Annotated in this window: 17 protein-coding genes; 5 read left to right on the top strand and 12 right to left on the bottom strand. The window is 55.4% G+C overall.

All coding sequences use genetic code 11. The features are described from left to right. Positions 1–320: 320 nt before the first annotated feature. On the bottom strand, positions 321–2,771 hold the full coding sequence (locus MHI24_RS18850) for a TIM-barrel domain-containing protein (RefSeq protein ID WP_340021062.1): 2,451 nt from the start codon (positions 2,769–2,771) through the stop codon (positions 321–323). A gap of 240 nt (positions 2,772–3,011) precedes the next feature. On the opposite strand from MHI24_RS18850, the gene MHI24_RS18845 reads away from it, so the two are divergent. Continuing rightward, complete coding sequence (locus MHI24_RS18845; RefSeq protein WP_340021061.1) at positions 3,012–3,776, top strand: tryptophan-rich sensory protein; 765 nt, start codon at positions 3,012–3,014, stop codon at positions 3,774–3,776. A 96-nt stretch (positions 3,777–3,872) separates the two neighbouring features. Here the strand turns inward: MHI24_RS18845 and MHI24_RS18840 are convergent, their stop codons facing one another. The 5 genes from MHI24_RS18840 to MHI24_RS18820 form a co-directional block, all read right to left on the bottom strand. Next, positions 3,873–4,253 (bottom strand): RidA family protein, encoded by a 381-nt coding sequence (locus tag MHI24_RS18840; RefSeq protein ID WP_340021060.1) that lies wholly within the window; start codon positions 4,251–4,253, stop codon positions 3,873–3,875. 119 nt (positions 4,254–4,372) lie between these two features. After that, complete coding sequence (locus tag MHI24_RS18835) at positions 4,373–5,035, bottom strand: oxidoreductase (protein WP_340021059.1); 663 nt, start codon at positions 5,033–5,035, stop codon at positions 4,373–4,375. A 32-nt stretch (positions 5,036–5,067) separates the two neighbouring features. After that, entirely contained in the window at positions 5,068–6,333 is a 1,266-nt protein-coding gene (locus tag MHI24_RS18830) for an MFS transporter (RefSeq protein WP_340026726.1), read from the bottom strand. 104 nt (positions 6,334–6,437) lie between these two features. After that, entirely contained in the window at positions 6,438–7,850 is a 1,413-nt protein-coding gene (locus MHI24_RS18825) for an ATP-binding protein (RefSeq protein WP_340021058.1), read from the bottom strand. Between the two features lie 231 nt (positions 7,851–8,081). Continuing rightward, positions 8,082–8,285 carry a CsbD family protein gene (locus MHI24_RS18820; RefSeq protein WP_340021057.1) on the bottom strand — a complete coding sequence of 68 codons (204 nt, stop codon included), beginning with the start codon at positions 8,283–8,285 and terminating at the stop codon, positions 8,082–8,084. A 481-nt stretch (positions 8,286–8,766) separates the two neighbouring features. On the opposite strand from MHI24_RS18820, the gene MHI24_RS18815 reads away from it, so the two are divergent. The 4 genes from MHI24_RS18815 (at position 8,767) to MHI24_RS18800 (ending at position 13,230) form a co-directional block, all read left to right on the top strand. Further along, positions 8,767–9,675 (top strand): FMN-binding protein, encoded by a 909-nt coding sequence (locus MHI24_RS18815; RefSeq protein ID WP_340021056.1) that lies wholly within the window; start codon positions 8,767–8,769, stop codon positions 9,673–9,675. Positions 9,676–9,724: 49 nt separating this feature from the next. Further along, entirely contained in the window at positions 9,725–11,602 is a 1,878-nt protein-coding gene (locus tag MHI24_RS18810; protein WP_340021054.1) for an FAD-dependent oxidoreductase, read from the top strand. Positions 11,603–11,781: 179 nt separating this feature from the next. Continuing rightward, positions 11,782–12,231: a hypothetical protein gene (locus tag MHI24_RS18805; RefSeq protein ID WP_340021053.1), complete on the top strand. Its 450-nt coding sequence runs from the start codon at positions 11,782–11,784 to the stop codon at positions 12,229–12,231. Between the two features lie 18 nt (positions 12,232–12,249). Further along, positions 12,250–13,230, top strand: coding sequence for a polyprenyl synthetase family protein (locus MHI24_RS18800; protein ID WP_340021052.1), 981 nt, complete (start codon positions 12,250–12,252; stop codon positions 13,228–13,230). A gap of 1,316 nt (positions 13,231–14,546) precedes the next feature. Here the strand turns inward: MHI24_RS18800 and MHI24_RS18795 are convergent. The 6 genes from MHI24_RS18795 to MHI24_RS18770 all read right to left on the bottom strand — a co-directional run bounded on the left by MHI24_RS18795 (position 14,547) and on the right by MHI24_RS18770 (position 21,340). Next, positions 14,547–15,431, bottom strand: coding sequence for a UbiA-like polyprenyltransferase (locus MHI24_RS18795; RefSeq protein ID WP_238650817.1), 885 nt, complete (start codon positions 15,429–15,431; stop codon positions 14,547–14,549). An 18-nt stretch (positions 15,432–15,449) separates the two neighbouring features. Next, a complete protein-coding gene (locus tag MHI24_RS18790) occupies positions 15,450–16,733 on the bottom strand; it encodes an aspartate aminotransferase family protein (protein WP_340021051.1) in 1,284 nt (427 codons plus the stop codon). A 130-nt stretch (positions 16,734–16,863) separates the two neighbouring features. After that, positions 16,864–18,789 (bottom strand): U32 family peptidase, encoded by a 1,926-nt coding sequence (locus MHI24_RS18785; protein ID WP_340021050.1) that lies wholly within the window; start codon positions 18,787–18,789, stop codon positions 16,864–16,866. 22 nt (positions 18,790–18,811) lie between these two features. Beyond that, positions 18,812–19,603 carry an energy-coupling factor transporter transmembrane component T gene (locus tag MHI24_RS18780; protein ID WP_340021049.1) on the bottom strand — a complete coding sequence of 264 codons (792 nt, stop codon included), beginning with the start codon at positions 19,601–19,603 and terminating at the stop codon, positions 18,812–18,814. After that, the gene (locus MHI24_RS18775) at positions 19,596–20,498 is read right to left on the bottom strand and encodes an energy-coupling factor transporter ATPase (RefSeq protein ID WP_340021048.1); all 903 of its coding nucleotides are present in this window, start codon (positions 20,496–20,498) and stop codon (positions 19,596–19,598) included. The genes MHI24_RS18780 and MHI24_RS18775 overlap by 8 nt, the downstream gene beginning before the upstream one ends. Next, positions 20,474–21,340 (bottom strand): ATP-binding cassette domain-containing protein, encoded by an 867-nt coding sequence (locus MHI24_RS18770; protein WP_340021047.1) that lies wholly within the window; start codon positions 21,338–21,340, stop codon positions 20,474–20,476. The genes MHI24_RS18775 and MHI24_RS18770 overlap by 25 nt, the downstream gene beginning before the upstream one ends. Between the last annotated feature and the right edge of the window lie 16 nt (positions 21,341–21,356).

Here is a 21,356-nt window from a genome sequence, read left to right as displayed (position 1 = left end):
AGTGTATTCTGTGCAACTAAAAACAGTGAAACGGATGGACTTCCTTTTCTAATTGTAGTCTGTACAACTACATTTGACCGTATCGGCAAAAACCCAGGTATAGAGGCATTTTAATTGCACGAACTACATCTAAACGGAGGTTTGGCGGCACATCGGAAGATTTAGTTGTACGAATTGCAATTAAGCCTCCCCCTTACACCCTAATCGGGGTGAGGCAGCCCCTCAGCAAGCCGCTACTAGCTAATTTCGCCTTCCCCACTTTCACCTATCCCCCTAACCCTGCTTTGGTCCGAATATGTCCGCCAAATTTCTGCTCACTCTTACTCCGCCTCCGCCCGAATCCGCAGCTCCCCGCCTTCCGGGTCATCTGCCACCTGAACAATAACCGCTCCATTCTTGCCGTTGCGCGCCCAGCCCAGCGCCCCTTCATTCAGCTCCTCCAGACTGATCTCCTTCAGCCCGTCTACCGCTGCCACTGTGAAGAACGGATAGCAGAGCGCGAAGCGCAGCTTCTCCCGGCGCGGCTTGTAATCATGCACTGCATACGCCCAGTTCAGCGCAAGCTCCCCGTCTCCGCCCTCAGCCTGCACGGCAAGCTCCGTATATTCTCCCTTGCGGTAGCTGAAGCTGTGGCCGTCATCCTCATACAGCCTGAAATCTGCCGAGAAGCCCGCTTCCGCCTCCGCCCCGTACAGATGGAGAATAATCGTCTCCTCCGTATCCTCCAGCGCATACTGTCTCAGCGGACCCTCCGCGACGAAGCTGCCGGCCTTCACATACATCGGCATAATGTGCAGCGGCGCAGCAGCCAGAATGTGACGTCCGCCCTCATGGATCTCCCCGTCCCAGTAATCCAGCCAGCAGCCTTCCGGCAGATAGACCGAGCGGTGGTCCGTGTCCGGGCGGTAGACCGGAGCAATCAGCACATTGTCGCCCAGCAAGAACTGGTCACACAGGTTGGTCACATGCGGGTCGCGCGGATATTCGAGCACCAGCGGACGGATGACGGGCAGGCCCGATTTTTCCGCTTCATGGAACAGATTGTAGAGGTGCGGCATCCAGCGGTAGCGCAGGCCGATGAATTCACGCAGAATCCCTTCCACCTCTTCTCCGAAGGACCACGGCTCCTGGCGCAGCGTTCCGATGGAGGAATGATTGCGGCAATACGGGAAAAACACTCCCATCTGCGTCCACCGCACCAGCAGCTGCGCCGACGTATGATGGGCGAACCCGCCGATATCCGGCCCCGCGAAGGCCAGCCCGGACAGCCCCATGTTCAGCACCATCGGCATCGCCATCGCCATATGCTCCCAGAAGCTGCGGTTATCGCCGGTCCACACCGCCGCATACCGCTGGATGCCCGCATACCCGGCCCGGGTCAGCACAAACGGACGCTCGCCGCCCATATGCTCCGCCAGTCCTTCATAGGTCGCTTTGGACATCATCATCCCGTACAGGTTATGGTACTCCTCATGGGTCACCGGATGCCCGTTATTGAAATGCATCACATCCAGATCCATCGTCTTGCTCTCATTGAACACCGCCGGCTCGTTCATATCGTTCCAGATGCCCTGAATCCCGAGGTCCGTGTAGAACTGGTGCAGATCCCCCCACCACTCGGCTGTCCGGCTGTCGCTGAAATCAGGAAAAGCGCTGATCCCCGGCCACACCTCCCCGAAGAAGATATCCCCCTCCAGGCGGCGGCAAAAATGCTTTTCCAGCACCCCCTGCTTATAGACCTCGTATTTCGGGTCTTTTTTGACGCCGGGATCGACAATCGGTACAATGCGCACACCCAGCTCGCCCAGCTCACCGATCATTTTCTGCGGATCAGGGAAGTTAACAGGGTCAAAGGTGAATACGCGGTATTCGTCCATGTAATGAATATCCAGGTAAATGACATCGCACGGGATGCTCTTCTCCCGGAAGGTCCGGGCCAGGTGCAGCACCTCCTGCTGGTTCATATAGCTGTAACGCGACTGGTGATAGCCAAGCGCCCACTTCGGCGGAAGCGCGATCCGGCCGGTGAGCGTGGTGTATCTTTTGACAACATCCTTCATCTCGGGACCGTTAATGAAATAAATATCGTAGGCACCGGTAGAGCAGCCAATGGTAAAAGCCACCCCGTGCGAGCGCATATCAAAATCACTGCGGCCCGTATTGTCGAGGAACAGCCCGTAGGAGAGGTCCCCGTGCATGTGGATGATCAGCGGAATCGATTCGTAGAGCGCTTCAATCTCCGGCAGATGCGGCGCGAACACATCGGTATTCCAGTTCGTATACCGCTCCCCGCGCTTATCCAGGAAGCTGGACTTCTCCCCCAGCCCGTAGAAGTGCGAATCCGGCTGCATATCATACTCCGCATGGCTCGCGCCGCGCGGATTCCAGCTGGTCAGATTCTGCTGCATAATCACCTTGCCGGAGGGGTTCTCCACACGAACCTGGAAGGAGGCCTTCTCGATGATCAGCCGGATGGACCCGGTGGTAAAGATCAGCTCCTCCTCCGTCTCCTCCGCCGGGAACAGATGCGGGATACAGCAATCCTTCAGCACCGCCTCCGAGGTAGTCAGGTCCGGCACCCTGCTGTGGAAGACCTTCATCCGGAACATATCGTCGCTAAGGAACATAAACACCATCCCGGCGCATTCCCCCCGCACGATATAGACATTCTCAGAACGCTCCCAGGAGACTACGGCGCCCGGCGTATTCCATGTCTCCTTCATCACCAGCGGCCCCATCTTCTCAGGCCGGATTGCCTCGCTGCTCTCCATATCTTCTTATCCCCCTCCATAATGATAGTATGATCCCGAACGCAACAGGGACCTGTGACGTCTCCTGCATTGTCTCTTCTTGCTACATATTACCCCGAGCCTGCGGGATGCTATCCGCCGATCTTATGACCTGTCAGTCATTTTTTTGGCGAAAATGGTCTGAACGGGTGGCGTTCCGGGTATATTTTATATAGGCCAAGGTTAAGAACGCTTCATATTCTTAGATTAAGGAGTGATTCTGTGCGTGCAAGCAATCCTTATAAATGGGGCAATCTGCTGCTCTTCCTGGGCGTAATTGCCGTTAATACCCTATCGGTTACGCTGCCGCTGGGCGGGAACAGCACCGCTGAAATTTCGGACAGGTATCATACGTATCTCACCCCGGCCGGTTATGCCTTCTCCATCTGGTCCGTTATCTATCTGCTGCTGGCCGGGTTCGTGATCTATCAGTTCCGCAGCTCCACCGGAGCCAGAGATTCCGTACAGCGGATCGGCATCTGGTTCATGCTCAGCTGTCTGTTCAATATGGGCTGGCTGCTCCTCTGGCATTACCTGTACATTGAATTGTCGCTGGCGGCTATGGTGCTGCTGCTGCTCTCCCTGATCGTTATCTACCGGCGTACCCGCTTCATCCCGAACCCTACAACCGGCGAGAAATGGCTGGTGAGGCTCCCGTTCAGCCTCTACCTGGGCTGGATCTCTGTCGCCACCATCGTCAATGTCAGCGTCGTACTGGTGAAGAACGACTGGGGCGGCTTCGGGCTCAGCGGCCCGTTCTGGGCGGTCATTATGCTCTGCGTGGGCACCGTGCTGGCTGTGCTGGTCAGCTTCCCGTACCGGGACAGCATCTATCCGCTGGTCTTCGTCTGGGCCTATATCGCCATTGCTGTGGAACATAAGGATACGAATGAAGTGTATTTCACCGGGCTGATTGCCGCAGGACTTCTGCTGCTCTATAGCATCTGGCTGCTGCTCACCCCGCGCCGTTCCCGTAACCGTTACTAGGCGGGCATGGGCCATAGCTCTGAACAGGGCTTCATGCCAAAAATCCCCCGCAGCCCATTCAGGGTGCGGGGGATTCGTTATGCTTGTGAGCTATGCTTATTTCTTACGCGCTACGGCTTCAATCTCCACCAGCGCATCCTTGGGCAGGCGTGCGACCTCCACAGCACTGCGGGCCGGATACGGCTCGGTGAAGAAGCTGCTGTACACCTCGTTCACAGCGGCGAAATCATTCATGTCCTTCAGATACACCGTTGTCTTCACCACATGGTCCATCGAGGCCCCTGCTTCCTCCAGAATCGCCTTCACATTGCTGAGCGACTGGCGCGCCTGATCCTGTACGCTGTCCGGCAGCACCGCCGTCTCCGGGTCCATGCCGAGCTGGCCTGAGGTATATACCCAGTTCCCGGCAACAATCGCCTGGCTGTATGGACCGATGGCGCCCGGGGCTTTGCTTGTAGCTACTTGCTTCTTCGTCATGTTTCTCTCCTCCTGATCGCTCATTGCGGCCTTGAGACCGCCGAGCCTATTTCATGAATGGTCTCATTGTACGTCCAGTAGCCTGCTGTTGGCAAACTCCGGTGCAGCAGCCCCCTAACCTAATGCCTGCCGATCACATGAATAACATCATTGGTATAGATATGAACACCGCCGGTATCCGCCTGGGCAATGTTCATCATCGCGCGTGCCACTATAGCCGCAGGGATGGCCCGGTATTTCGCGGCTTTGCCCACCATAGCGAAATCCAGCGCCTTCATCAGCACAGCGGCCACCCGTTCGCCCAGCCTGAACTCCTCCCGCTCCCCGAGGAGCAAGGAGGGCTGGAACAGATGCAGGCCGGGGAAGCCGGCGGCAATCAGCCCTTCCTCTGTCCGCCCCTTGGTCCGGCTGTAGAATGTGCGGGATTTCGCATTGGCTCCCATCGAGGATACGGCCAGGAACTGCTTCACGCCCTTGCCCTTGGCCAGAGCCGCCGCAGCCAGCGGATACTCCAGATCGACCCGCTCGAATTGCTTCTGCGAGCCCGCCTTCTTGATGGTCGTTCCCAGGCAGCAGAATACCGCAGAGACACCGGCGAATTGCTCCCCGTACTGCTCCAGCCGTTCCCAGTCCACCTCAATCTGCTTCAGCTTAGGATGGTTAAGCTCCAGCGGCCGGCGGACCAGTACCCGGACCTCGTCCCAATTCCCGCCAAGCAAATCCCGGGTCAGCGCGCGGCCGACCAGACCTGTAGCTCCCAATACCAGTGCAATCCTTGTCACCGGATTCCCTCCTTATTGTTAAGCCCTAACCCCTATTCATCCCGCAGGATGCGCCGGCCCAGCAGCAGCGCCAGAGCAATCATCAGCACGCCTACGACAAGCTGCATTCCATAGACCTGTATATCGTGAGGCCATTCCTTAATCCATTCATAGATCCGTCCTCCCAGCAGCGGGCCGAAGAACGCCGCCAGACCGGTCAGTGCCGCATACATCGCCATGTACATCGGGCGCTCCCCCTTGGGCGTATCCCCGATAATGAAGTTGAACGCCAGCTGGTTGAATCCGCCCACACCCACGCCGAACACAATATGGGCAGCAAACAAGACCGGCAGCACCGGCAGCACGGACAACAATCCCCAGATCAGAGAGGAGACGGCAATAATCGGCAGCGTCCAGAGCAGCAGCTTCTTGTTGCTGTGCCTGGCGTTGAGGTTCCCCCATACATAGAAGCTGGCCATCATGAAGACGGTCTGGGCCACATTCAGCAGCGACAGCTTCTCGTAATTGATATTCAACAGTTGAAGCATGACATATGAGTATAGCGGAACGGTCAGGTTCTGCAGCAGCAGCCATGCGGCCAGGAACAGGGTAGACTTCATAAACAGCTTGTCTTGAAGTGGCTTCCTCAGCATCGGGAGGAAGTTCTTCTCCGCAGATTTCTCAAACGGCACATCCGGGTAAAAGAAGAACACGATAATATTAGCGGTGGAGAAAATCCAGACCACTATATATACGATCAGGAACCCCTGCCCGCCCGGATAACGGTCCAGCACGATGCCGCCCCCGTACATCACCAGACTCCCCAGCGCATTCAGGAATGTGTTGCGGATGCCGAAGTAGCGTCCTCTGACCCTTGCAGGCACCAGATCGCTGATGACAGAGTTCCACAGCACCCCCCCGGCGGTGTTGGCAATGAAGGCAATGGTATATAAGCCAATGAACGCAGTAACCCAATATTCTTGCGGAAAAATAAACGGAACCAGGCCGGTGGAGGCCCATAACAGTCTGTGCAGCCCGATAAACGTAACCATCGCCCATTTGCGGCTCGGCAGCTTCTGGATCAGGAAGGCCACACCAATCTGTGCCACATTCACCAGGGTGGTAAGCGCCAGGACGAATCCGATCTGGCTGGAGCTTGCGCCAAGGTATAACAGAAAGCCTGTCAGGAACTGGCCTTGCAGCAGCACCTGAAAGATGGTGGAAGGAATCCCCTCGAAGGTTGCAATCTGCAGATTCTTGCGGTGTACAGAGGCCTTGCGCACTTCTTTGGAGCGGCTGCGCTGCGGCCTGCTTCTCATGATGTTCATGGGGTGATGACTCTCCTTTGACGCGGCTTTTGCTCCATTCTACTCCGCGTCAGGCGTCTGTCAATATACCGAATTCACAAATGTTATTGGTGGTGTCAGGATGTCCCGGAAGGAAGCGGAAGATGTAACGAAAATAAGCTGCCCTCACCCTCCCGGCTATGCAGGGTAATGAAGCCGCCCAGAAGCCGGGCCAGGTTGCTGCTGATGGATAAGCCCAGCCCCGTGCCGCCATATTTACGGCTTATATTCGTGTCCGCCTGCTCAAAGGCCTCGAAGATCAGATCATGCTTCTCCGGTGGGATGCCGATGCCGGTATCCTGCACCTCGAAGACGACCCACTTGCGCGAAGCAGGCCCTTCCTGCCGTTCCGCCACCCGGATATTCATGCAGACCCCGCCGGCGGCAGTGAATTTGAAGGCATTCGAGAGCAGGTTGCGCAGAATCTGCTGCACCCGCTGGGGATCTGTGTAGATCACAGGAGGCACCGCTTCATCCATCTGCACGTTGAACGTGAGCTGCTTCTGTCTGGCAATGACGCCAAAATGCTGAACCAGCAGGTCCGGCACCTCGCTGATATTCAGCTCCTCTATCACTACATCGAGCTTCCCGGCCTCCACCTTGGACAGGTCAAGAATGTCATTAATCAGCGAGAGCAGCTCTTCCCCCGAGCGGCGTATAATTCCGCCGTATTCAGACAGCTCCTCTGCACTCATCCCATCGTCGCTCTCTTCAATCATCTGAGACAGATTAATAATGCTGTTCAGCGGCGTCCGCAATTCATGCGACATATTCGCCAGGAACTCCGATTTGAACTGCGAGGCAAGCATCAGCTGCTTGGCCCGTTCCTCCAGCACAATCTTGTTCTTGTGCAGCTCCTCCGTCTGTTCCGACAACAGCTCATTGGCTCTTACAATCTGCCCGGTTCGCATCAGGTCGAGATGGAAGTCCCGGATAATCAGCGCAAACAGCACACTGAGCACCAGCCCCGCAGACAAGGTAACGGGCATAATATCCGCTATGTATTCCCGTGTGGGAATGACCCCGAATACAGCGATATTCAGCGTATTCACCAGATTGACAGCCAGAATGACAACCGTGCCCTTGCGGACCATTGACATCGCCGAACGCTGCATCCAGAGGCTTAAGCCGGCACAGAGCAGACCCAGGAGCGACAGGTTCAGCACTCCCACAAGCGCCGCTTCCGTCACCCCGAAGGTCAGCCGGGTCAGCCCGGTCCCGATTCCGATGATGAGCAGAACCAGCGGCTGGGGATAAGCCAGGGTAGAGATGATGAGCGGCACAAACCGCAGATCAAAAATCACATGCTCCTGCAGACGGTATCCGAAAAAGCTGCTGATCCACCCTGCGAAGATGGCCAGCAGCACCCAGCTCATTTTTTTGACAGGCTCAGAAGCGTAGGTCACCGTATGCTTGTATATTAAATTAGCCAGATAGGACAGTGTAATTAGCAGTGCTGTATTCACAAAAAAGATTTTGACATATTCCATAGCTTCACTCCTGCAGCGAAAAATGAGATCTCAGCGATATTGTTTATAGTATCATATATAGAGGGATGAAAACATGAAGCAACAGGGCTATAACATATGTATGTGTATGAGAGGGCGGGCTGATTTACGCACATTGATTTCGCATCCTGCGCTGCTTGCGGGTGCGGGCAGAAAAGAAGCGCGAATCAGCTCTGATCCGCGCTCCTTTTCCTGATACTTCAAGCCTATATTTTAGCTCCGGTAGGACTGCTCCCATTTATCGTATTCCGCTTCGGCGTCCTCCTTGGAATGGCCGTAACGCTCCTGCAGCTTGCCTACCAGCTTGTCTTTTTCACCGGCAATCACGTCCAGATCATCATCCGTCAGCTTGCCCCATTGCTTCTTCGCTTCACCTTTAATCTGCAGCCATTTGCCTTTGATCACATTGTTATCCACTACAAGCTCATCTCCTTCGCTGTCTTTTTATAGTGTGGCATAAGCTTATAATTCCTTGTGAAGTATTACCCCTATGACTTTTGGCTGAATCGGACCGGGTGCCCGTCCTGAAGTGCCCGCTGACGCTTTCTGCGCGAAAAAACTCATATATTGTCACATAAAAGCCTTTTAAAAAAGCTATTCAAAAATCATAAAATTTGATATACTTCAGAAGTAAAATTATTTAATATTTAAGTGATTATTTTCACATGACAATCCCCCTGCTTGTGCTAAAATGCCATCGAACAAGAAACGAGATCATTAAATTTTTTCTTTTGCTTACCGATATATGTCGTATGCCTGCTACAAAAAGGGACTTAAGACCGATTTAAACGTGACATTTGTCATTTATAAAGTGATTTTTATCACTTCCAATCGCTATTAAAATGTTTTACATTTTAATATATATATTTTAAACTATTTTCTTGGAGGTCATATCAAAATGAAAAAAGCTTCTGTACTCCTGTCAAGCGCCCTGGTTCTTGGCACTTTGCTCGCCGGATGCGGCAATGACAAGAACGACAGCAACGCCGCAGCGACCAATGCTCCTGCTGCAGCAACCGAAGCACCTGCTGCTGAAGCCACTGCTGCACCTGCTGCTGAAACAGGCAAATACCAGGACGGAACTTACTACGGAACCGTAGACGTTGATCCGGATACCGGCTGGCAGACTTTTGCTATCCTGACTGTTGAAGGCGGCAAAATCACCAAGGCTGACTGGGATGCGTTCAACACTAAAACAGCCGGCGATCTGAAGAAAAAAGTATCTGAAGACGGCAAATACGGTCTGGTTGAAAAGGGCGGCGCCCAAGCCGAATGGCATGAGCAGGCAGCTAAGGCAGAAGCTTTCCTCGTTGAGAAACAAGACCCTGCAGCCCTGACTGTTAATGCAGAAGGCAAAACCGATGCAATCTCCGGCGTATCCGTTCATGTCAGCGACTTCGTAGGCGCTGCTCAAGCCGCTCTTGCTGCCGGCCCAACTGAAGCTGGTCCTTACAAAGACGGCGGATACAAAGCTGAAGGCGAAATGGATGCCGAATCCGGCTGGAAGTCCACTGTAGCCCTGACAGTAGCTAACGGTAACGTTGTAGCTGTTAATTTCAGCGGTGTGAATGCAGCAGGCGATGATAAGAAACAATATTCCGTAGACGGCAAGTACGGCATGAAAGCCGGCGGCGCTTCTGCTGAATGGCACGAAGAAATCGCACTTGCCGAGAAATACTTCCTTGAGAATAAAGGCCAGGCTCCTGCACTGGATGCCGAAGGCAAGACAGACGCTATCTCCGGCGTATCGATCCACGTTGGCGAATATTTCACCCTGGCACAAAAAGCACTCGAAGGCGCGAAATAAGTATTCGCTACCCTTTTGCAGCTAATCAGACGAATGAGGTGAGTTTCTCTTGAAGAAAATAGTCATTTTGGGGGGCGGCTACGGCGGCGTACTCACGGCTAAAAAACTGGCAAAGAAATTTAAGAACGACAAAGATGTAGAAATCAAACTGATCGACCGGAATCCATATCACACTCTTTTGACTGAGCTGCATGAGGTTTCTGCGAATCGCGCACCTGAGGATTCGATCAAAGTTGACCTGAAGAAAATCTTTGCCGGCCTGAAGGTTGATGTGGTTCTTGATGAGATCACCAACATCGACTTCAAAGGCAAGAAGCTGAAATCCGGCAAAGCCACTTATGCTTATGATTATCTGGTCATCGGCACAGGAAGCAAACCAACCTTCTTCGGAATTCCGGGAGCGGAAGAGAATACCTTCTCCTTCTGGTCCTACGATGATGCAGTAGCCCTGAAGCGGCAGATCCGCGATATGTACACCCAGGCTGCGAAAGAGAAGAATCCGGCCGTACGCCGTTCCATGCTGACCTTCGTCATCATCGGCGCAGGCTTCACCGGCGTTGAGCTTGTGGGTGAAATGGCTGAGCAGCGCGACGAGCTGTGCAGAGAATTCTTCATCGATCCGTCTGAAGTCAGACTGATTGTAGCGGATATGGCTCCGAAGATCCTGCCTATCCTGCCGGATAAGCTGATCCAGAAAGCCGAAGCCCGTCTGCGCAAGCTGAAGGTTGAGATCGTTACAGGCGCTAAGATCACTGAAGTTGGTGATGGCTCCGTAGCTCTCGGCGAGAAGAACGTGGTTGAAGCTAAGACCATCGTCTGGACCGCTGGTGTCGAAGGCTCCGAGCTTGTCGGCGGCCTTGATGTTCAGCAGCAGGGACGTAAGCGTATTGTTACTAATGAACACCTTGAGAGTGTTGACCATAAGAATGTCTATGTTGTCGGCGATAACATCTTCTTCATTCCTGAAGGCGAAGAGCGCCCGGTGCCACAGATGGTTGAGAATGCTGAACAGGCCGCTCCGGTAATCGCGGGCAATATTACCGCTGATATCAAGGGCACGCCTAAGAAAGCATACAAACCAGGCTTCCACGGCACCATGGTCTCGATCGGCAGCCGCTACGGTGTAGCGAACGTTGGTCTTCCGGGCAAGCTGTTCATGCTGACCGGCTTCATGGCTATGTTGTCCAAACACTTCATTAATATGTTCTACCTGTCCCAGGTAGCCGGCTTCAATAAGGTCTGGACTTATATGATGCATGAGTTCTTCCATGTGGAGAACCGCAAGAGCTTCGTCGGCGGATACTTCTCCAAGCGCTCGCCGAACTTCTGGCTGGTTCCGCTCCGTATGCTGCTTGGCGGCATGTGGCTGTACGAAGGGATTGAGAAGATCCGCAAGATATGGGTTGATCCGAACAAGATCTTCCTGATCCCTGCTGCTCCTTATGCAGACGCCACTTCGGCAGCAAGCCAAGCCGTTGATGCCGTGAAGACTACAGTAGATGCCCAGTCTGCCGCTTCCGCAGTCTCCACTGCCAAAGAAGCAGTATCGGCTCTGCCGGTTCCAGGCTTCATCTATAATACGTCGAACTGGTTCATGGATCTTCTGTTCTACAACAATGACGGTTCTTACACCTTCCTGGCGAAATGGTTCCAGATCGGTATGGTCTGTGCCGAAATCGTCTTCGGTATTATGCTCATCGTTGGTTTGTTCACAGCCATCTCCTCCCTGGCAACGATCGCCATGGCGGTAATGATCTGGACCACCAAGATGGCAGCCACCGAGATGCTCTGGTATGTAGGTGCAGCGATTGCCTGCATCGGCGGCTCCGGCAGCGTGTTCGGCCTGGATTACTATGTTCTGCCTTGGCTCAAGAAGCAGTGGAAGAAGATTCCGCTCGTCCGGCGCTGGTATCTATTTACCGACTGACCTGCGGGCTGCTGTCAGCTGAATATGTTATGCTTAAGAGTAATGTGTCCTTGGACACATTACTCTCCTTGTTTAACAAGGTGAATGCACATTCGTGCAATATTGCAGCACAATGGTTTTGTAGGGATTAACAGGGCTATGGTTGCTTCCGGCAAAACCGATAAGAAGGAGAGAAGCTTGTGAATCCAAAACTCATTGAAGATACGTTCCGGTTGCTTCAGGCTGAAATGTCCCAGATCGCCGGAATTCAGTTGTCTCTCTCTCCGGCAGAATGTGAGCAATTGCTAACGGTACTGGAACGCCATGATCTGGAATATGACCGCAAAGTCCATTTGCTAGGCATTTATACCATTCTTACCGTGGCCGCGCAGCGCCATATGGAATGTGTCCCGCATCATCCTGACCTGACCCGCAACATTTTGGATGGAGATTACCTCTACAGCTTCTACCTGCAGTTCGCAGTGAAATGCCGGGAGCTGGACCTGGTGGCCTACATGGCCCCCTTGATTAAGAAAATGCAGATTAAACGTTCAAATGGAGAGTTCACAGCACATCATCCGGCCCGGGACTTTGATGAATTCCTCATTCAGGAGCGCAAACAACGAAGCCGTACCAGCAAAGCCATTTGACAGGTGGGAACACACACAATGAAGCTGCATGAAGCACTGAATATTGATCTGAATGAAATTAACAACGAAATTAAGAATCTGGTGGTCCGCGACAAGGATGTGCCCAAGAAGTCACTGCTGGCGCAGAGCATTCTTGAGCTGACGGGTTCCGGCGGTAAGCGCCTCCGCCCGCTGATGGTTGTAGTCGGCAGCCGGTTCGGACTGAAGACCCCCGGACGCCGTACTCTGCAATTAGCGGCAGCGGCTGAATTCATCCATGCGGCCTCATTGATTCATGACGATATTATCGACAATGCCGAGCAGCGGCGGGGCGAGCCTGCCTTGCATATGAAGACCGGAATCTTATCCGCTGTGCACATCGGCAATTATATGTCCGCCCGCGTCATTGAACTGCTCAGCAAGTATTCGGGGGACCGGGACCAGTACGTTCATGACCTGTCCTCTGTGGCAACCACCCAGTTATGCCTGGGCGAATATCAGCAAATGGAGCATGTCTTCGACTATGATCTTACGATGGAGCAGTACCTGGAGAAGTCCCGCAACAAAACAGCGCTGCTGATGGCTACCTGTCTGAAGGTGGGGGCAATGTCCACAGAGAGCAGCGCGGAGACGGCCCAGCTGCTCTATTCCTTCGGTGAAGCACTGGGGATGTCATTCCAGATTCAGGACGACATTCTGGACTTCACGCAATCCGCAGATGTGCTTGGCAAGCCGGCCGGCAGCGATCTGCGCCACGGACAGGTTACCCTGCCGGTGCTCTTCGCCCTGCAGGACCCGCAGCTTGCCCCGGTGATCCGCAGCATCGGCCCTGCCTCTTCTTCAGAGGACATCGCTCATGTCCTGGAGCTGGTCAAGGGCAGCGATGCGCTCACCCGTGCCGAGGCCGTCAGCCAGGACTACCTGTCCCAGGCTGCCGCTATCGTGCAGCAGCTGTCCAGCTTCCCGGCCCATGCCGATCTGGACATCCTGCTCCGCTATTTCGCCGGCCGTGACCGCTGATTCCCGCCTCACGCACCGTTCGCTTCATCTATCATTATTTCCCAAGCACGAGCCTTTAATCAGGCTCGTTTTTTTGTGGCCTCTGCGGAGCCACCGGGGATGGACTGTTGGTCCTAGCCCCTTCACGCCTTCGCCTGCGGCACCCTCGCCCTTCGCCCCCTCGCTCGCAGCAGCTCCCCATAACACGCTGAACATTAGCACCCCAACCTGTACTCGACAGCCACTAATTGTATTCTGTACATCTAAAGGACCTTTTATCTGAACGACTACCACTATAACTGCACTCTGTACACCTATTTCGGCCTTATTTCACACAAACGCCCCTTTTCAGCAAATTTAGTTGTACGGAATACATCTATCGTGCGAAATCGGTCTATTATCCAACTTTTAGTTGCACGAAATACAGTTATGCACTCGAGGGGCGGCTGGAGTATGAGTTGGCGCTGATGAGTGGCGAAGGATAATTTGTGACAGGCGGTATCGCCCATCGCCATCGCCCATCGCCCATCGCCCATCGCCCATCGCCCATCGCCCATCGCCCATCGCCCATCGCCCATCGCCCATCGCCCATCGCCCATCGCCCATCGCCCATCGCCCATCGCCCATCGCCCATCGTGGGAAGTCTACTGCTGATGATTGTACTTTGTACAGTAGATCCCACTAAATCTTTAACTCAAACGCGTTCTGCTGCATTTCGTACATTAGATTTCAGAAAAAGTGTCCATTACCCGCCCATGAAGCAAATTCTACTGTACAGAGTGCAACCGATGCGATTCTCACACTAATTTCAGCGGATTCTATTGTACAGAGTACAATTGCCATGCCAATGGTTGGTCGGTTAGTTAGTTAGCCCCCCTCTAAACAAGCGAACGCAGCAAAGCGAACGTGAGCGTGTTTAGCAGTGGGAATGGGTTTCACCTTTGGGTTTGGGGTTTGGGGTTTGGGGTTTGGGGTTTGGGGTTTGCGGGGTTGCGGGGTTTCTCTCTTTGGCCTTGCTCTTAAGTTTCAAGCCCAACAAGAAAAGCGCGGATTTAAGCTTTCCGCGCTTTTCTGCCGCCCGCCCCGCTAGGCAGGCTTGTTGTCTTTTTGAAGTTAGTTGTTGCCCAGGGGGAGGCCAGGACGGAACGGAGAGGAATTTTGGAACTGAAGGAGCGGCAGCGTTCGCCTTTAACTTCGGATTTCTACCGCGGCTGGCGGTTTCAATCAGGGAATCCGAAGTTAACAGCGACCGGAAGTCCAAACATTCCGCGCAGTGCAGCTTCCCGGCCTCTCCCGCCCGCCATGCAGCGCAGTGCAGCATCCCGGCCTCTCCCGCCCTAACTAACGTAAAAATAATCAATCAACGTGCACAGCAATATCACCATACTGATCACCTGATTCAAATTATAAGAAGCCACCTTCATCAGCTTGCGGTTGGACGGCTTAATAATCTTGTGCTCGGTCATCAGCAGCACGGTAGCGATCCCGATGCCAACCAGGTACATCCAGCCGAGGTCGCGCCAGACGTAGAGGAACAGCAGCAGCAGAATCATGATGAAATGCAGGCCCTTGGAGATCCGCAGCGCGTTCTCCAGACCGAAGAAGCTCGGAATGGACCATAAGCCGTTGTTGCGGTCAAACTCGATATCCTGGGTGCCGTAGATAATGTCGAAGCCGGCGATCCAGAGCATTACCACTGTTCCGATCACGAATGGCGTGAAGGCGATGTTCCCCGTTACCGCAAACCACGCGCCAATCGGCGCCGAAGCAATCACGAAGCCCAGATATAGATGGCTAAGGAAGGTGAAGCGCTTGGTATATGAGTACGAAGAGATCAGTACAATCGCCACCGGTGACAGCAGCAGACAGAGCAGATTCAGCATCCCGGAAGCTACAATGAACAGAATATAGTTGACGATAATGAACAGGATAACTTCCTTCTCGGCGAGCAGGCGCTGCGGCAGATGGCGGTGGGCCGTACGCGGGTTGTTGCCGTCAAAGGTGCGGTCCACCAGCCGGTTGAACGCATTGGCCCCGTTGCGCGCCCCGATCAGAGCGATCAGCCCCCACAGCATCATATGGCCCGAAGGCCAGCCTCCCGCCGCCCACACCATCGAGATGATGGCAAACGGCAGCGAGAACAGCGTATGCGAGAACATCACCAGCTCGCTGAACATTTTTAATTTCAGAGCCGTATTCTTAAAAGCATTAAAGATAACCATAATCATGTGCCTCTTTCTTCAATGGATCGCTTGCAGCACTTCATCCAGCGCCGCCAGCAGGGCGTCGATGTTCTCTGCCGTGACCACCAGCGGCGGCTGGAAGGCGAGGACGTTGCGGCCTATGCCGTTTTTGCCGATTAGATAGCCCCGGTCCTTCAGCTCCTCCAGTACCTGGTCGGTCAGCGCAGCGGCATCCATCGTACCCGAACCGGCCAGCTCTGCTCCCAGCATCAGACCCGTGCCCCGCACATCAGTAATCAACGCAGGGTAACGCTGCTGGAGGGCAAGCAGGCCCTGCTTCAGCCGTCCGCCCAGCTCAGCCGCACGCTCCGGCAGCCGCTCGCCCTGGATATAATCCAGCACCGCCAGCGCGGTAGCCGCAGAAACAGGGTTCCCGCCAAAGGTCGATGCGGAAGGCTTGTTCAGCGAAGCGGCAATCTCATCCTTCGTCGAAAATGCCGCGACTGGTACGCCGTTGCCCAGCGCCTTAGCCATGCTGATGATGTCCGGCACTACGCCGTAATGCTCCATCGCGAACATCGCTCCCGTACGGCCATAGCCGGTCTGAATCTCATCGTCGATCAGAAGCACGCCGTACTGCTCCAGCAGGGCTTTTACCTCACGGAAATAGGTCAGCGCAGGCATAACCATCCCGCCGTTCCCCTGAATCGGTTCAGCAATCATGGCGGCGATGGTGTCGCCCTTCTCGGCCAGCACCTCTTTCAGATGCTGGAGCGACTGCGCCGCAGCTTCCTCCAGGGTCAGGTCCGGGTGGTACGGACGCTTGATGAACGTCACATCCTCATCCAGATAGGCATCGGTTCTCCACATCTGCAGTCCGGTTACGCTCATCGTCAGGTTAGTCCGGCCATGCAGGCCCGCCTCCAGCGCGATGAAGCCCTTGCGCCCCGTATGCATCCGCGCGAGCAGGAGCGCCCCTTCGTTCGCCTCCGAGCCGCTGTTGACGAAGAAGGTCCGGCGCAAGGCACCCGGCAGCAGTCCCTCCAGACGTTCCGCCAAATCCACATTCGGCTGGGTCAGATAGATGGGCGAGGTGTGCTGCAGCTGCTGGAGCTGCGCGATGGTGCGGGAGGTGATGGCCGGGTTGCAGTGGCCGCAGGCGACCACCGATACCCCGGCGAAGAAGTCCGTGTATTCCTTGCCGTTCTCATCGTAGAGATACTGCATGTGTCCGCGTACCAGCTGCGGGGCATCCCGGTAGAAATGTGCGGTGCACGGGTAGAAGTGCTGCTTTCTTTTGGCGGCTACGGCTTCTCTTCCGATATAATTGCTCTGTTCCATGTTAATACCCTCACTTTCAACTGCGGATGTACGGCAGGCCACAGTCCTTGAACTTGTGAAAAAAAGTACTTATAAATGCACCATTGCTCTAATTATACTCGCTTCAGCGATATTTTAAAATTGAATAATGTTAGTTGAATTGCAGCGACCCGAGCGTGTATCCGGCATATACCGGCTTCAGTCCGCCCAGCAGATCGTTCTCCCGCTTCGGCCCGTGAAGTGCAGCCTGATATGCGGCAATAATGGTACGCAGCTCCTGTGTGCTGTAAGTGGCTCCTTCAATGCGGAAGGTGGCAATGCCCAGGTCCTTCATTTCGTCCAACATCGGCAGGTAACACAGCTCTTTGGCAAACAGCAGATGGCAGCGGCCGTATTGGTCGCGGTAGACGGGGTTCTCGCCTTTATCGGTTTTGAGGACTAGCACATCATTGCGCACGTACTGGTTGTCTTCCTCGCCGATCGGCTCCATCACTTCGGTATTCTCGAACAGGTCATGCTCCATATACATCAGCGCCGGCGTTCCGTGCACCACAACCTCCAGCGGCAGCCCGCAGTGCGAGGTAAAGGAAGCGAAATGCTCCATCGTCATCTCCGGTGATACAGTAAGCTTCGTAAGCCCAAGCTCCGCATACAGCCCGGCAGACAGGTGGTTATAGATATTGAGGCTCACATCACCAATCATCGGATATCCGGTAGTGCGGTAGCGGCGGACTGCGCCCAGATTCGTCACCATCAGCCCGTCAATCGGCAGCTTCTCGCCATGCAGCAGATGGTCATATTGGTCAAAATGCAGCTCGTTCATCATCCGCGGCATCCCCAGATACAGCTTCGTCTGCCCCTTGACCGCTCCAAGCTCCATGATATCCTGCTTCGTAAAAGGCCGGTCCGGCTCGAACACATCTCCCGGCAGATACAGGCTATCTACGCCCATCTCCAGGACCAGCCGCGCCTGCTCCATATTATTCACCCGCACCGCAAGCCCAGGCTTAGCCGGGTTACTCCGCTTGCCGGAAGCCAGGCGTTCACGCAGCTGCATCACGCGTTCCTCAGACAGCTCACGCTCTGCCGTCGGTGTACTGAATACTTTGCCGGTGCTGTAGAACTTGCCTGTTCCTTCATAACGGCGGTTGATATTGGACAAGCCCGGTCTGCCGAAGGCATACGCAGTCGAGAAATCGCGCTTGCGGTTCTTGTGCAGCTCCTTGGAGTCCACGGTCCGGTCGAAGCCGAGCGGATCAGCAATATAACGGTCCAGCGCATCGCCGTAGGCATTCACCAGCATTACCATGAACTCCTGGTCGCGCATCCGGCCCTCGATCTTGAAAGAGGTGATTCCGGAATCAATCAGCTCCGGCAGATGCTCATACATGAACATATCCTTCACCGCCAGCGGATATTCGGCCGGGAATACATAACCGTCACGCTTAATCCGGTAATCCCAGCGGCAAGGCTTCATGCATTTGCCCCGGTTGCTGCTCATCCCGAACACCTGGGAGCTGAAATAACAGTTCGCCCCATGTACGGAACACATATCGCCATGAATGAAATATTCCAGCTCCATTCCGCTCTGACGCCCGAGCAGCTTCGCTGTCTGCAGATCCATCTCCCGTGAGGTCACGACCCGGCTGACGCCCAGGTCCTTCAGTGCGTGGATCATCTCCAGATTATGCACATTCATCATCACCGAGGCGTGGACCGGCAGGGACAGCCCCATCTCGCGGATCAGCTCCAGTACAGCCATGTCCTGCACAATCAGCGCATCCGGCCGTGCTGTATCCAGGAAACGCAGGTACTCTCTGGCCTCCTCCACATCCTCTTCGCTGAAGAGATTATTAACGGTGATATACACCTTTTTGTCCAGACGGCGGGCAATATCCAGCGCTTCAAGAATCTCCTCATGGCTTAAGTTATAGCCCTTGCGCATCATTCTCATGTTCAGCACCGGACCGCCGAAATAGACCGCATCACACTTCGCTTCAATCACAGCCTTGAAGATCTCGAACGTCCCTGCAGGTGCCAGCAATTCAATCTCTTTTCCATTAAAAAAACGTGCCATATCTCGTAGCCTCCCAAATGTCTTACAATGATGCAACTGCAATTCCCAGAACAACGAACATCGCAACAAACAGCGTATCAGCCGCGCCCCACCTGAGGCGGTGATACCGGCTGCGCGGCGCTCCCATGCGGAAGCCCCGGGCCTCCATCGAATAGATAAGGTCCTGCGCCCGCCGGAAGGCGCTGGCGATGACCGGCACCAGCAGCGAGACCAGCATCCGCGCCTTCTCCTTCAGCGGCAGCTCCTTCAGATCCGCGCCGCGCGAGGCCTGCGCCTTGAGGATAATCTGCGCCTCATCCAGAATCGTCGGAATGAAACGCAGCGCGATGCTGATCATCAGCGTGATCCGGTCCGGCGACAGTCCCAGCTTCCTGAAGGGCGAGAGCACGCCCTCCAGTCCCTGATTGAGCTTGGCCGGGGTCGTTGTGAAGGTCAGCAGCGCCGTGAAGGTCAGCAGGAACAGCATGCGGATGACCGAGAACGCTCCGAGCCGCAGGCCGCCCTCATGCAGGGAGAAGGAGCCCAGCGACCACAGCACCTCCCCCTCCTTCACGGACAGCGCCTGTACGATGAAGATGAATAACATCAGATATCTTAGCGGCTTCGCAGCCTTAATGAAATATTTCAGGGGAATGCGGGTGGTCGCCATCACGATGATGGAGAATACGGCGAGCAGCCCCATCGCCATCCACGATGTGGACAGCAGGATGATGACTACGTAGAGCAGCATTCCGGTAATTTTGGAGCGGGCATCCAGCTTATGGACCCAGGAGCCTGTGTCAATGCTGCGCCCCAGCAGCAGACGCTCATTCATGGCCATCCCTCATTTCTTCCGCTCCGCCGGTGTGCCCGCGCTCACGCAGCAGCGCGGCCATCCGCTCCGCCAGCCTTTCTGCGGTCAGGAGCGGCGGCTCGTCCTCCAGGCCGAAGCGCTTGGCTACGGCCTGCCAGTACCGGAGCGACTGCGGGATCCTCAGGCCGCAGCGCTCCAGAATCGCCGGATCGGCGGCCAGCTCCCGGCCGCTGCCCTGGAAGGCGAGCTCCCCGCCCTTCAGCAGGGCCCAGTGGTCCGCGTACGGCAGCAGCTCATCCATCCGGTGCGTCACGATGATGATCGTCCGGCCCTGCTCGCGGCACAGCCGCTCCAGCAGCGCGATCAGCTCCGCGCGGCTGACCGGGTCGAGGGTGGCTGTCGGCTCATCCAGCACCACAATGTCCGGGTCCATCGCCAGCACGGAGGCGATGGCAGCCTTGCGCATCTGGCCGCCGCTGAGGCGGAACGGGTTCCGCTCCAGGAGGGCCAGATCCAGCCCCATGTCGGTCATCGCCCGGCGCGCCCGCTCCTTGGCCTCCTCCAGGCTAAGGCCGAAGTTGAGCGGCCCGAAGATGAGGTCCTTCTCGACCGTATCTTCGAACATCTGCTGCTCCGGGAACTGGAAGACGAGGCCGACCCGCCGGCGCAGCGGCAGCAGCCGCGGTGACTTCTCGCCTGCGGTGATCGTCACATCCAATACCTGCACGGTGCCTTCCGTCGGCTTCAGAATCCCGTTGAAGAGCTGGAGCAGGGTGGATTTGCCGGAGCCCGTCGCCCCGGCAATCCCGGTCAGTGAGCCTTCGGCAATATGCAGATTAATATCGTGCAGCGCTGTCTGCCGCCACATGCTGCGGTCCGCATAGGTGTAGCTTACTTGCTGTAGTTGTATGGCCATAGCGTGTCTATAAGCTCCTTTTCCCCGGCAGGTACCTCCACCGTAATTCCCCGGCTCTGCAGCTCCCGGGCGAGCTGCCAGGTGTAGGGCTCCCGCAGATGGCAGCTCTTCAGCAGCTCCGCATCGCGGAACAGCTCCGCAGGCGTCACATCGGCCGCAATACCTCCGCCATGCAGTGCAAGCACCCGATCCGAGGCCAGAATCTCATCGGCATCATGGGTGATCAGCAGAATCGTATAGGTTCCCTCCGCCTGCATGTCCCGCAGGATGCCCATCAGCTCGTCCCGGCTGCCTTCGTCCAACATGGAAGAGGCCTCGTCGAAGATGACGATGCCTGGCTTCATGGCGAGGATCGAGGCGATGGCGACCCGCTGCTTCTGCCCGCCCGACAGCTCTCCGGGGTGCTTGGACAGCAGATGGCTGATCCCGAGCTTCGCGGTATAGAAATCGAGCCGCTCCTTCATCTCTTCATAGGGCAGGCACAGTCCCTCCAGGCCGAAAAGAATATCCTCCTCGACCGTCTGCCCGATGAACTGGTTATCCGGGTTCTGGAAGACCATCCCGATGCATTGCCGGATAGGCTGAACCGTTTCTTCCTGCAGGACATGCCCGCAGACAGAGATACTGCCGGCGCTCTTCGGCAGCAGCGCATTCAGCAGCTTGACGAGTGTAGATTTCCCGCAGCCGTTGGGTCCAACGATGCTTACCCACTGCCCCTGCGGGATGGATACGCTGATATCATGAAGAATCGGATGCTCCGGATCATAGCCGAAGGATACCTCTTCAAGTGCAATCACCACCGGCTGCTCACCGGAGAATGTATCTTGGTACGCTTGATTCATGTTGCTCATCCTTCCG

This window comes from Paenibacillus sp. FSL K6-1096, assembly GCF_037977055.1.
Lineage (GTDB): Bacteria > Bacillota > Bacilli > Paenibacillales > Paenibacillaceae > Paenibacillus_AQ.
Note: the sequence above shows the minus strand (reverse complement) of the source record. Positions and strands in the feature narration are given on the sequence as shown.